The organism is Pseudomonas sp. S2_C11 (genome assembly GCF_054668395.1).
Genome location: NZ_CP162765.1, coordinates 1067175 through 1079208 on the forward strand (window position 1 = coordinate 1067175; position 12034 = coordinate 1079208).

A 12034-nucleotide genomic window follows, 5' to 3' on the forward strand; every position below is an offset into this window, starting at 1 on the left:
AATAACCCTTAGAAGTTGTCAGTGGAGGTGAACACGCCGACGCGCAGGCCTTCGGCGGTGTAGATTTCGCGTCCGTCGACACTGACCGAACCATCGGCGATGGCCATGTTCAGCTTGCCCTTGAGGACGCGTTTGATATGAATGTTGTAAGTGACTTTCTTGGCGGTCGGCAGCACCTGACCGAAGAATTTCACCTCGCCCGAACCCAGCGCACGGCCGCGGCCCGGCAGGCCTTGCCAGCCCAGGAAAAAGCCGACCAGTTGCCACATGGCATCCAGACCCAGGCAGCCCGGCATTACCGGATCGCCTTCGAAATGGCAGGCGAAGAACCACAGGTCAGGGTTGATATCCAGCTCGGCGACCAATTCACCTTTGCCGTACTTGCCGCCTTCTTCGCTGATATGGGTGATGCGATCCACCATCAGCATGTTCGGGGCGGGCAGTTGCGCGTTACCTGGGCCGAACAGCTCACCGCGACTGCAGCGCAGCAGGTCTTCCCGAGTAAAGGCGTTTTGTTTGGTCATGCGAGCTCCTCAATAATCCCATGCGGCAGGTGGGGCAGATCTTCCCGACCGTTCAAGGCATTCATGCCTCGAACCGGCAGCCTACTCATAGACTATTGCGTTGTGGTGAAAGTCACAGCACCAAGGACATGAATGTACACTTGTGCACTGAAATTTTTAATCAAGCCCCTTTTGGGGCTCGTTCGGGTGCCTAAGACTGCCGCACTTTCGCTTTTCACGCCAGTCGCAGATGGTCGAAAGGCCCACACTACGACACCCAGCGCTGCAAAATCTGCTGCAGGTCATTGCGTTTGAACGGCTTGGCCAGGTAATCGTTCATCCCCGCTGCCAGACAGGTTTCGCGATCGCCCTGCAAGGCGTTGGCGGTCAGCGCGATGATCGGCACATCGCGGCGTCCGGGCAGGTCGCGGATCTGCCGTGTGGCCTCGTAGCCGTCGATGATCGGCAGCCGGCAGTCCATCAAAATCACTTCGAACTCGCTGCCCTCGGCACTGCGCACCGCCTGCGCGCCATCGGTCGCCACACTGACGGCAAAACCCAGACTGCGCAGCATCGCTTCGATCACGGTCTGGTTGACCGGGTTGTCTTCGACCAGCAACACATGGCGTCCTTCACCCTGACCACTACCGTTCGGCGCTCGCGGCGCGGCCAGCGCTGGCATTGCCTGCTTATATAGCGCCAATGGAATTTCCAGAGTGAATACCGAACCGCGTCCTTCCTCACTCTGCGCGCGCAACGTACCGCCCATGCGTTCGGCCAGGGTCCGTGCGATCGGCAGACCAAGACCGGTGCCACCGTAACGACGGGAGATCGAACTGTCGGCCTGCTGGAAGGCATTGAACATCAGCTCCAGACTTTCCGAAGAAATGCCGATGCCGCTGTCACGCACCGAGCAGGTGAACCACAGCAGTTCATGATCCAGCGATTGCCATTGCGCCTCTATGCTGACCCGGCCCTGCTCGGTGAACTTCAAGGCGTTGCCGACCAGATTGACCAGAATCTGCCGGATCCGCGTCGGATCGCCCTGCACCTGCAAGCCGCGCATGTCGTCGGGAATGCGCAGATTCAGTGCCAGGCCTCGCTGCACCGCGCTGTGCTGGAACGATTGCGCGCAGGCGCCGATCAGCTCGGCGAGATTGAACGGGATGTGCTCCAGCTCCAGCTCCGAACGCTCGATTCGCGAGAAGTCGAGAATGTCATTGATGACCTTGAGCAAGTGCTCGGTCGACTCCGAAGCAAGCGCGGCGTATTCGACCTGCTCCTCGGTCATCTCGGTGGTTTCGAGCAACTGCAACATGCCCAGCACGCCGTTCATGGGCGTGCGCAATTCATGGCTCATCATTGCCAGAAAGTCGGATTTGGCGTTGTTGGCCTTTTCCGCTTCTTCGCGGGTCTGGATCAGTTGCGCCATCGCTTGCTGCTGTTCGCGACTGGCCTGCTCCAGCGCCTGGGCGAGGTTATTGATGTGCTGCGACAGCGCACCCAGTTCGGTGTCGTCGACAATCGGCAGCGGGGTTTTGTAATCGCCTTCCTGAATCGCCTTGACCGCATCGCCAATGTCACGGATCGGCTGCGACAGACTGCCGGCCAAACGACGGGCGACGACGAAGGTGAAGAGCAGGGCGAACAGCGCGAGAATCCCGGCCTTGAACAGGATCTCCTGCTGGCGCTGACTGAACGCATCGTTGGACAGGCCGACGATCACTCGCCCCAGATAATCCTCGCCGGCGGCGCTGTTGCTGACCTTGCCGTCCTGGAAGAAGTCGTTGTGCAAGGCGATCCGTTGCAGACGCACCGGGGCCTGGAACACTTCGACCTGGTGCGGGCGACTGTGGCTGTCGGCCGGTTGTTCGACATACACCAGAATCCGGTTGGCGCTGTCCTGCACTTCGAGAAAGCGCACGTTGGGCGTGGCGAGTGTCGCCTTGAGCAGGCTTTCCAGCACTTCGTTGTTGCCGGAGATCACTCCGTATTCCGTGGCCGGGGCGAGTTGGTTGGCGATCAGTTGGCCGGTGTGATTCAGCTCCTGACGCAAATCCTGGATGCGGACGAAGGTAAAGAAACTGATCAACAGCAGCGTCAGCAGCAGCGCCGGGCCGAGGCTGATCAGCTGCGTGCGGGTGTTGATGTCCCAACGGCGGCGAAAATTCATGGGCGGCGCTCTCCTTCGGCCAAGGCACTGGCGACAGATGCTTCATTCAACGGTTCGATGCCTAAGGAACGAGCCACCTGCGCATTACTTGAGACTTTGAAACGAGCGGGGTAAAGCGCTCGCGGCCAGGCGCTGGTGGGCTGATCGAGCAAATGGTCGAGGACCGCCAGCCAGTCGCTCTGGTCGCTGTAGGTACTGGCGAGGCTGCCAGCGCGAACGAATGCAATGTTGGGGCCGATCAGCGCAACCTGCCGCGAGTAGCTGCTGAGCAGGAGGTTTTTCGCCGTTTGCGAGTTGTACAGATCGGGGTCATCGAGGCCGAGCAAGACGTCGCTGCTTTTCAGCACCGCTTGCAGCGGACGGCTGTCGTGAATGTTGTCCCAGCGCTGACTGACAATCTCCAGGTTCAATGGCCGCGCAGCCACGCGCAGTTCGTCGAGCAGGAACTCGCCGTGCTCATCGAACAGCACACCGACCCGCCGGGCCTGCGGCAAGATTCGCCGGATCAGTTGCAATTGCCGGCTCAGCGGCGGGTCGCTCCAGAGCAGACTCAGGCGCGCCGGTTGGGCATCGGCGAAACGCTGGCGCGCCTGCAAGCGGCTGATGCGCAACACCAGCGTCGATGGGCCTTGTGAGTCTTGCAGACGCCAGTCGAGGCTGGGCAGGTCGAGCAGAATCAAGCGCAGACTGGCCGGTAATTTGCCCGGTGCCGGCAAACTGGCCAGCGGCTGGAACCGCACATTGTCGGTCGGGCGCAGTTCACTCAGTGCTTGTACGAAAGCCTGCACGCCGGGGCTTTCCTCGGCGCCGGTCAACAAAATATCCGCCGCTTGCACCGCGACCCCGTGCAGCCACGCGGTCAAGAACAGGCAGAGCCCCGCCAGCCAGTGGCCAAGGGTTGGCGTCTTCCGTGACGGGCCGTTGCGCATCCTAGAACTCCAGCTCGGCACTGAAATACATTACCCGGCGTTCATCGTAATTATTGTCGACGAAGGTATTCGGCTGATGATCGAGGCGCTGTTGCAGCACGCCGGCCAATTGCAGCTGAGCTTTGCCAATGGCGATGCGTTTGGCGATGCGCGTGTCGACGCGTTCGAAGCGATAGCCGTTGAGCGCGTTGTCACCGTAATAGAAGAGGGCGCTGTTCCAGCCATGCCCCCAGTTGCGCAGCCAACCGGCGGAACCGCTGTTGCGCGAGGTCAACTGCTGATCCAGCGGATTGCTCGCCTCGGCGTCGACGAAGGCGTAGGTCAAACGCAAACGGTCGGCGCTATTGAGGCGCCAGTCGAGTTGCGTTTCGGTGCCGCGAAAGCGCGAGCTGTTGGCATTGCTGGCGATGTACTGATTGTTGCGCAGCGGCTCGCTGATCATCCCAGTGATTTCGTCGTAGAACAGCTTCACGTCGACGGCCAGTCCGAGCTCGGCGAAGTAGCCGTTGTAGCCCAATTCCCGCGAGCGCATGTGTTCCTGATCGAGATCGCCGGGGCCACGGGTCTTGACGAAATACCGCGCCGACGACTGGCCATAGGCCGAGGGTCGCAGGTTGCTGACCTGATAGCTCCAGTTGACGTTGTTTTCGAACATGTCCGGCGAACGGATCGCCTCCGAGTACACCGCGCGCAGGCCGTGACGCGGGTTGATCAGGTAGTTGACCGCGAAGCGCGGGGTCAGCGAACTGCCGATCAGTTGCGTGTCTTCGAACATCGCCCCGCCCTGCACCAGCCAGTGCTCGGTAGCGCGCCATTCCAGTTGGCCGAAGGCGCGCCAGGTGGTGTCGTCGAGGGTGCCGTTGAAGTAGGTTTCGGAGTCGGCGCGGTCGTAGCGGTAATTCAGGCCGCTGACCAGACGCAGGCTGTCTGCCAGGCTGAGGGTGTCCTGCAGTTCGAGGTCGTAACGCGACTCGCGGGCGCTCTGGTCGATATCGCCGCACAAGGTCTGGCTGGCGCCGTTGCGCCATTGCTCGAGCACTTGATTGGCCAGCGCCATTTCCTGCGGCGTGCCGGGCGCCGCGCCGGGGCCGGTGAACCGGGTGATGTTGCGCGCCAGCCGTTCGGTGTAATTCGGGTTGAGCTGCCACAGATGCGTCAGTTCAGGGCTGAACGACACTTCGGCATCGCAGGCGCGCCAGACCTGCTGGCGATCCCAGTGCTGCGCCGAACCTTGCACATAAAGGCTGTGTTCGGGATTGATGTCGAGGTTCCAGCGCACCGAACCGGCGTAATCCTTGGCCACCACGTCGGAATTGTTCCCGGCGTCGGTAATCCCCGAGAACACCGGGCGGTAGGTATAAGGCCGCTGATTGCTGCCGTCTTTGGCGTTGAGCTGCCAGTCGAGGCTTTGATCTTCATTGAGATCATGGCTGACCGCCAAGCTCAGACGGTTCAAGCGCCGACTGTCGCGATAATCGGCGCCGTTGCGGTCGCTGTCGAAACCGTCGTCTTCCTGGCCGGACAGCGACAGGCGCAGATCGCCGCCATCCCAACCGGTGCCCTGGCTGGCATAAAAGTCGTTGATGCCACGCTGGCCACGGGTGATCTTCAGGCGCGTGCCGTGGCTGTCGGCCGGGTGGCGAGTGATGATGTTGATCACCGCCATCAATGCGTTGGCGCCGTAGCTGACAGTGTTCGGACCGCGAAACACCTCGATCCGCTCGATATCTTCCATCGCGACCGGAATATCGCTCCAGTCCACCGTCGCCAGCCCGGCGCGATACACCGAACGGCCATCGATCAACACCTGCATGCGCCGTGCTTCGCTGGCGTTGGTGCCGTGGTAATTCACCGCCGGCTGATTGCCGTTGATGCTGCCAACCATCATCCCCGGTACCAGTCGCAGCAATTCGCTGATGTCGCGGGCGCCGCTGGCGCTGATCAATTCGCTGTCGAGAACGGTCATGCTCCCCGGTACTTCGGCCGGGGTCTGCTTCAGGCGCGTGGCCGTAAGCACCGGCGGCAGCGTCTGGCTGTCGACGAACAGATCGTCCGCCAGCACCAGCGGGCTGAACATCAGCGCGAGTAACAGGGGCGAGCGCGGGGAAGGAGGGCCAGAAAACACGACACAGCCTGCAGAGAGAAGAATTGGCGCGCATGTTAACCGAGGGCTGCGACTTTTCCAGTGACGTTGCAGGCATTTTCCTAGGTTTTATTGGTCTTCTTCCTACAAATGTCGGTAATTGTTGCTGGGGCTGGCCGCCACCGGGTCGCCCCGTATAATGCCCGGCATCGCCACTGGTATGGATTAACGGATTGCATATGACTGAACAGCGCCCGATTGCGGTCCTGGGAGGCGGAAGTTTTGGTACCGCCGTGGCCAATCTGCTGGCCGAGAACGGCCATCAAGTCCTTCAGTGGATGCGTGACCCCGAGCAGGCCGAGGCCATCCGGGTCAACCGCGAAAACCCGCGTTACCTCAAAGGCATCAAGATTCTCCCGGGGGTGACCGCTGTCACCGACCTGCAGGCCACTCTCGATGCCTGCGATCTGTGCTTTGTCGCGCTGCCATCCAGCGCCTTGCGCACGGTACTCGCCGCCCACGCCGAGCGCTTGAGCGGCAAGATGCTGGTCAGCCTGACCAAAGGCATCGAAGCGCAGACCTTCAAGCTGATGAGCCAGATTCTCGAAGAGATCGCCCCGCAGGCGCGGATCGGCGTGTTGTCCGGGCCGAACCTGGCGCGGGAAATCGCCGAGCACGCGCTGACCGCCACGGTGGTCGCCAGCGAAGACGAAGAACTGTGCAAAGCGGTGCAAGCCGCCCTGCACGGGCGCACCTTCCGCGTTTACGCCAGCGCCGACCGTTTCGGTGTCGAGCTGGGCGGTGCGTTGAAAAACGTTTACGCGATCATCGCCGGCATGGCGGTGGCGCTGGAGATGGGCGAGAACACCAAGAGCATGCTGATCACTCGCGCCTTGGCGGAGATGACCCGCTTCGCCGTGAATCAGGGCGCCAACCCGATGACCTTCCTTGGTCTGGCCGGGGTTGGCGATCTGATCGTCACCTGTTCATCGCCCAAGAGCCGCAACTACCAGGTCGGCTTCGCCCTCGGTCAGGGCTTGAGCCTTGACGAAGCGGTGTCGCGTCTCGGCGAGGTCGCCGAAGGGGTCAACACCCTCAAGGTGCTCAAGGCCAAGTCCCAGGAAGTCGGCGTGTACATGCCGCTGGTCGCCGGGCTGCACGCGATCCTGTTCGAAGGACGCACGCTGGAGCAGGTGATCGGTCTACTGATGCGTGCCGAGCCGAAAACCGACGTCGACTTTATTTCCACCAGCGGTTTCAACTGATTCAGCTGTTACACGGACAGGAAGCAAGCCATGAGCGATCCGAAAAGCGAAACCCAGTACGAATCCATCCTCCTGCGGGTGTTGTGGATGATCGTTTATCTGCTGGTCTGGCAAGTCGCGCAATTCATCCTCGGCGCGGTGGTATTGGTGCAACTGATCTACCGCCTGATCTACGGCGCACCGAGCGCCAGCCTGATGAATTTTGGCGACAGCCTCAGCCAGTTCCTCGCGCAGATTGGCCGCTTCGGCACGTTTCACAGTGACCAGAAGCCCTGGCCGTTCGCCGACTGGCCGGCGCCGCGCACCCCGGAAGGTGAAGCGCCGCACACCGTCGCCCCGGCCGCGCATCCGGTGCGCGATGAGGAGCCCAAACTATGAAACTGTGGGTATTGCGTCATGGTGAGGCGGTGCCTCACTCGAAGATCGATTCCGAGCGCGAGTTGACCGAGCATGGTCGTAAAGAAGTCCTGAGCAGCGCCGCGCATCTCATGGGCCAGCCGCTGACGGCGATTTACGCCAGCCCTTATCTGCGCGCGCAGCAAACCGCGCAGATCGTGCGCGACGCATTGGGTTTCGAGCCGGAGATTCGCACGGTCGAGTGGCTGACGCCGGATAGCGATCCGGACAAGGTCGCCGAGCAATTGGTGTCCGTCAGTAATGTTTTGCTGGTCAGCCACAACCCGTTGGTGGGCAACCTGCTCAGCTATCTGCAGCACGGCGCCGGACATCCGCCGGAGCGGGTGAGTACGGCGGGGCTGGCGGAGCTTGAGCACAGCGAGCTGCTGATTGGCTCGATGAAGCTCAATAGCCTCAAGCACCCTTAACGCCATATCCCTGTGGGAGCGAGCCTGCTCGCGAAGGCGGCGTGTCATTCACCCTTTTTTGGGGCTGACATACTGCATTCGCGAGCAGGCTCGCTCCCACATTGATTTCTGCCAACCCATGAAATTATTTGTTTGAAAATTCCAACCAAGCACTTGCTTGGTTGACTACGCTTGCTCCAGACCAAAAAAACAGGAGCGAGTCGCATGTCTGCCGCCTTCCGTTTGCCGCTGGACGTGTTCTACGAACGGGAAGCCCGGCACCCGCGCCAGCGCTTTCTTGTGCAGCCCATCGGCGGCGGTCAGGTCGAGACGCTGACGTGGGCCGATGTCGGCCATCAGGCCCGCTGCGCCGCGCACTGGTTGCGGGCGCGGGAGTTGCCGCCCGGCAGCCATATCGCCCTGATCTCGAAAAATTGCGCGCACTGGATCATCGCCGACCTGGCGATCTGGATGGCCGGGCATGTGTCGGTGCCGCTGTACCCCAATCTCACCGCTGAATCCGTTGCGCAGGTGCTGACTCACTCGGAAAGTGCGCTGGCGTTCATCGGTAAGCTCGATGACTGGGCAGGCATGGCGCAAGGCGTGCCGACGGGTTTACCGACCATCAGCCTGCCACTGCATCCGCCGGGCGAGTTCGATTACAGCTGGGCGGATCTGCAGAGCTGTTCGCCAATCCAGGACGATCCACGTCCCGCCGCCGAGCAATTGGCGACGATCATTTACACCTCCGGCACCACCGGCCTGCCCAAAGGCGTGATGCACAGTTTCGCCAATCTCGGTTTCGCTACCAGTCGCGGCACGCAGTTGTTCGGGCTCAACGAGAACGATCGGCTGCTGTCGTATCTGCCGCTGTGCCACGTCGCCGAGCGCATGTTTGTCGAATTGGCCTCGATCTATACCGGCCAGACCGTTTTCTTCGCCGAAAGCCTCGAGACTTTCATCACCGATCTGCAGCGCGCGCGGCCGACGGCAATGTTCGGCGTGCCGCGTATCTGGACCAAATTCCAGATGGGTGTGTACAGCAAGATCCCAGCGCAGCGTCTGGACTTCCTCCTCGGGTTGCCCTTCATCGGCAAGCGGGTCGGCCACAAGGTGCTGGCCGGGCTCGGGCTGGATGCCTTGCGCGTGGCGTTGTCCGGTGCCGCGCCGGTGCCGCAGACCTTGCTCGCGTGGTATCAGAAACTTGGCCTCGATGTGCTGGAGGTGTACGGCATGACCGAGGGCTGCGGCTATTCGCATATCTGCCTGCCGGGGCGATACAAACAGGGCTGGATCGGCCAGCCGTGCCCGGAAGTCGAGGTGCGCATCGATGAGTCCGGCGAAGTGCAGGTGCGCAGCCAGGCCAACATGCTCGGCTATTTCAAGGAACCGCAGAAAACCGCCGAGACGCTGACCGCAGACGGCTTTCTGCGTACAGGCGACAAGGGCGAGCAGGACAGCGAAGGGCGCCTGCGCCTGACCGGGCGACTCAAGGAAATCTTCAAGACCAGCAAGGGCAAATACGTCGCGCCGGCGCCGATCGAAAACCGTCTGGCCGTGCATTCACGCATCGAACAAGTATGCGTGGTGGGCGATGGCCTGAGTGCACCGCTGGGGTTGTGCGTGCTGTCGGCGGTCAATCAGCAAGAGCCTCGTGCCAGCCTGCACGCGAGCCTGGAAAAATTGCTGCAGGAGGTCAACGCCGCCCTCGACAAGCACGAACGCCTGCACCGACTGGTAGTGGTCAAGGACAGTTGGGCGGTGGACAACGGCTTCCTCACGCCGACCCTGAAAATCAAACGCAACGTCATCGAAGACCGCTACGGCGCGCGTTTCGAAGAATGGAGCGCGCGCAGCGAGGCAGTGCTGTGGCAGGATTGAGCGTCGATTACAACAACAAAGGAAGTCTGCGATGAGCTTGTGGCGTACTACTCCCGACATTGAACAGTTGAACGCAATCCAGAAGAACACCATTGGCGAAGTGCTGGATATTCGCTTCGAAGCCTTCGACGAACAGTCGCTGACCGCGAGCATGGTCATCGACCATCGCACCCACCAGCCTTACGGTCTGCTGCATGGCGGCGCATCGGTGGTGCTGGCGGAAACCGTGGGTTCGATGGCCAGTTATCTGTGCATCGATGCCAGCAAGTTCTATTGCGTCGGCCTGGAGATCAACGCCAACCACTTGCGCGGCTTGCGCAGCGGAAGGGTGACGGCGGTGGCCACGCCAATTCATATCGGCCGCACCACGCATGTCTGGGACATCCGTTTGACCAGCGACGAAGGCAAGGCCAGTTGCGTGTCGCGCCTGACCATGGCGGTGGTGCCGCTGGGGGAACAGCCGCCGCTGCGTTGACAGGTTGTAGATCAAAAGATCGCAGCCTTCGGTGTTGTGGTCTTTTGCTTGCGAAGCGTCTCCACCACCATTTCTGGCAGTTATGGTCATTGCTGCGGCGCCGGCTCTTGCGGACAATCAACGCCACGATTCCCGCTCATGGATTTGCCCGCATGTCGCAACCGATTTTTTTCGCCCACGCCAACGGTTTCCCCTCGGGGACCTATGGCAAGTTGTTCGCGGCGCTGGCGCCGGAGTATCGGGTCGCGCATCTGGAACAGCATGCCCATGACCCGCGTTTTCCGGCGGACGACAACTGGTACAACCTGGTCGATGAACTGATCCATCACCTGAAGCAGCAAGAGCAGCCGGTGTGGGGCGTCGGCCATTCCTTTGGCGGTCTGCTGCACTTGCACGCGGCGTTGCGTTGTCCCGAGCTGTATCGCGGCGTGGTCATGCTCGACTCACCGGTGCTGACCCGCACTGATCAGTGGGTGATTCGCGCGGCCAAGCGCTTTGGTTTCATCGACCGGCTGACTCCCGCCGGGCGCACCCTCGGGCGCCGTGAAGAATTCGCCGATCTCGACAGCGCGCGCAGTTACTTTTCCGGCAAAACCCTGTTTCGCGGCTTCGATCCGGAATGCTTCGATGCCTACCTGCAACACGGTTTGCATCAGGTCGACGACAAGCTGCGTCTGCGTTTTGATCCGGCCACGGAAATCAGCATTTATCGCGGCGTACCGCACACCAGTCCCGGGCGCACCCGGCAGTTGCAGGTGCCGCTGGCCATCGTGCGGGGGCACAAGAGCCGCGTGGTCATGCGCCATCACACACGTTTCGTCTCGCGTCTGCCCCAGGGCGAGGCGCTGAGCATGCCTGGGGGGCATATGTTCCCGCTGGAGCGCCCGCAGGACACGGCTCGGCTGCTCAAGAATCTGTTCATGCGCTGGGAACAGCGACAGAACAAGGATTGCGCATGAGCCCGACCTGCGAAGAAGTGCGCCTGAACCTGCCGCACATCGAATTGGCCGCGCATATGTTCGGCCCCGAGGACGGCTTGCCGGTGATCGCGTTGCACGGCTGGCTCGACAACGCCAATAGCTTCGCCCGGCTGGCGCCCAAGCTTGATGGCTTGCGCATCGTCGCGCTGGACATGGCCGGCCACGGTCATTCCGCTCATCGACCAAGCGGCGCCGGTTATGCCTTGTGGGACTACGCCCATGATGTGTTGCAAGTCGCTGAACAACTGGGCTGGAAGCGTTTCGGCCTGCTCGGGCATTCGATGGGCGCGATTGTCTCGATGGTGCTGGCCGGTTCGCTGCCCGAGCGCATCAGCCATCTCGCGCTGATCGACGGCGTGATTCCTCCGACAGACAAGGGCGAAAACGCTGCCGAACGCATGGGCATGGCCCTGCAGGCGCAACTTGATCTGCGGGAAAAGCGCAAACCGGTCTACACCACCCTCGAGCGTGCCATCGAGGCGCGGATGAAAGGCCTGGTGGCGGTCAGTCGCGAAGCCGCTGAACTGTTGGCCCAGCGCGGGTTGATGCCGGTGCCCGGCGGTTACACCTGGCGCACCGACAATCGCCTGACTCTGCCATCGCCGCTGCGCCTTACTGAAGAACAGGCGATGGCGTTTGCCTCGCGCGTCAGTTGCCCGGCGCGTCTGGTGGTCGCGGCGGATGGCATGCTGGCCAGGCATCCTGAGTTGCTGGAGCGTCTACCCTTCAGCCACGAACAGTTGCCGGGCGGGCATCATTTGCACTTGAATGACGAGGCTGGCGCAGGTCTTGTAGCAGACTGTTTCAATCGCTTCTTCGCCATGCCTTGACTTGCAGCGGGCAACTGTCGAGGCTGGGCGGGTTGAAATGGGAGACAAACTCGATGGATTTCTATACCGCTGCGACCCCGACCCGCCCAGCCATGACCGTCCGGTGAGGCTG

General features: G+C 61.6%; 11 protein-coding genes. 7 read left to right on the plus strand and 4 right to left on the minus strand.

The window, feature by feature from the left end; all coding sequences use genetic code 11:
* Positions 1 to 8 precede the first annotated feature (8 nt).
* From fabA to AB4N48_RS04975, 4 genes are all read right to left on the minus strand, one after another.
* The gene (fabA, locus tag AB4N48_RS04960; RefSeq protein WP_024013962.1) at positions 9 to 524 is read right to left on the minus strand and encodes a 3-hydroxyacyl-[acyl-carrier-protein] dehydratase FabA; all 516 of its coding nucleotides are present in this window, start codon (positions 522 to 524) and stop codon (positions 9 to 11) included.
* A gap of 247 nt (positions 525 to 771) precedes the next feature.
* The gene (locus AB4N48_RS04965; protein ID WP_056788141.1) at positions 772 to 2676 is read right to left on the minus strand and encodes an ATP-binding protein; all 1905 of its coding nucleotides are present in this window, start codon (positions 2674 to 2676) and stop codon (positions 772 to 774) included.
* Positions 2673 to 3605, minus strand: a complete 933-nt coding sequence (locus AB4N48_RS04970) for an ABC transporter substrate-binding protein (RefSeq protein WP_150637594.1) — start codon at positions 3603 to 3605, stop codon at positions 2673 to 2675. The genes AB4N48_RS04965 and AB4N48_RS04970 overlap by 4 nt, the downstream gene beginning before the upstream one ends.
* Before the next feature lies 1 nt (position 3606).
* Positions 3607 to 5682: a TonB-dependent receptor plug domain-containing protein gene (locus AB4N48_RS04975; RefSeq protein WP_460094900.1), complete on the minus strand. Its 2076-nt coding sequence runs from the start codon at positions 5680 to 5682 to the stop codon at positions 3607 to 3609.
* 245 nt (positions 5683 to 5927) lie between these two features.
* Here AB4N48_RS04975 and AB4N48_RS04980 point away from each other — a divergent pair, with 245 nt between their 5' ends.
* The 7 genes from AB4N48_RS04980 (at position 5928) to AB4N48_RS05010 (ending at position 11922) form a co-directional block, all read left to right on the plus strand.
* Entirely contained in the window at positions 5928 to 6953 is a 1026-nt protein-coding gene (locus AB4N48_RS04980) for an NAD(P)H-dependent glycerol-3-phosphate dehydrogenase (protein ID WP_024013958.1), read from the plus strand.
* A 30-nt stretch (positions 6954 to 6983) separates the two neighbouring features.
* Positions 6984 to 7331: a DUF4389 domain-containing protein gene (locus AB4N48_RS04985; protein WP_041479590.1), complete on the plus strand. Its 348-nt coding sequence runs from the start codon at positions 6984 to 6986 to the stop codon at positions 7329 to 7331.
* Positions 7328 to 7777 carry a phosphohistidine phosphatase SixA gene (gene sixA, locus AB4N48_RS04990; protein WP_150637596.1) on the plus strand — a complete coding sequence of 150 codons (450 nt, stop codon included), beginning with the start codon at positions 7328 to 7330 and terminating at the stop codon, positions 7775 to 7777. The genes AB4N48_RS04985 and sixA overlap by 4 nt, the downstream gene beginning before the upstream one ends.
* A 204-nt stretch (positions 7778 to 7981) precedes the next feature.
* Positions 7982 to 9637 carry an AMP-binding protein gene (locus tag AB4N48_RS04995; protein WP_423664912.1) on the plus strand — a complete coding sequence of 552 codons (1656 nt, stop codon included), beginning with the start codon at positions 7982 to 7984 and terminating at the stop codon, positions 9635 to 9637.
* Between the two features lie 31 nt (positions 9638 to 9668).
* The gene (locus AB4N48_RS05000) at positions 9669 to 10112 is read left to right on the plus strand and encodes a hotdog fold thioesterase (RefSeq protein ID WP_016773655.1); all 444 of its coding nucleotides are present in this window, start codon (positions 9669 to 9671) and stop codon (positions 10110 to 10112) included.
* 152 nt (positions 10113 to 10264) lie between these two features.
* A complete protein-coding gene (locus AB4N48_RS05005) occupies positions 10265 to 11071 on the plus strand; it encodes an alpha/beta fold hydrolase (RefSeq protein WP_460094901.1) in 807 nt (268 codons plus the stop codon).
* Positions 11068 to 11922 (plus strand): alpha/beta hydrolase, encoded by an 855-nt coding sequence (locus tag AB4N48_RS05010; RefSeq protein ID WP_095181598.1) that lies wholly within the window; start codon positions 11068 to 11070, stop codon positions 11920 to 11922. The genes AB4N48_RS05005 and AB4N48_RS05010 overlap by 4 nt, the downstream gene beginning before the upstream one ends.
* The last annotated feature ends 112 nt before the right edge of the window (positions 11923 to 12034 follow it).

What these genes read in the sequence shown, in the direction of transcription:
- fabA (WP_024013962.1), bottom strand. Translation starts at nt 524, where the DNA reads ATGACCAAACAAAACGCCTTTACTCGGGAAGACCTGCTGCGCTGCAGT.
- AB4N48_RS04965 (WP_056788141.1), bottom strand. Translation starts at nt 2,676, where the DNA reads ATGAATTTTCGCCGCCGTTGGGACATCAACACCCGCACGCAGCTGATC.
- AB4N48_RS04970 (WP_150637594.1), bottom strand. Translation starts at nt 3,605, where the DNA reads ATGCGCAACGGCCCGTCACGGAAGACGCCAACCCTTGGCCACTGGCTG.
- AB4N48_RS04975 (WP_460094900.1), bottom strand. Translation starts at nt 5,682, where the DNA reads ATGTTCAGCCCGCTGGTGCTGGCGGACGATCTGTTCGTCGACAGCCAG.
- AB4N48_RS04980 (WP_024013958.1), top strand. Translation starts at nt 5,928, where the DNA reads ATGACTGAACAGCGCCCGATTGCGGTCCTGGGAGGCGGAAGTTTTGGT.
- AB4N48_RS04985 (WP_041479590.1), top strand. Translation starts at nt 6,984, where the DNA reads ATGAGCGATCCGAAAAGCGAAACCCAGTACGAATCCATCCTCCTGCGG.
- sixA (WP_150637596.1), top strand. Translation starts at nt 7,328, where the DNA reads ATGAAACTGTGGGTATTGCGTCATGGTGAGGCGGTGCCTCACTCGAAG.
- AB4N48_RS04995 (WP_423664912.1), top strand. Translation starts at nt 7,982, where the DNA reads ATGTCTGCCGCCTTCCGTTTGCCGCTGGACGTGTTCTACGAACGGGAA.
- AB4N48_RS05000 (WP_016773655.1), top strand. Translation starts at nt 9,669, where the DNA reads ATGAGCTTGTGGCGTACTACTCCCGACATTGAACAGTTGAACGCAATC.
- AB4N48_RS05005 (WP_460094901.1), top strand. Translation starts at nt 10,265, where the DNA reads ATGTCGCAACCGATTTTTTTCGCCCACGCCAACGGTTTCCCCTCGGGG.
- AB4N48_RS05010 (WP_095181598.1), top strand. Translation starts at nt 11,068, where the DNA reads ATGAGCCCGACCTGCGAAGAAGTGCGCCTGAACCTGCCGCACATCGAA.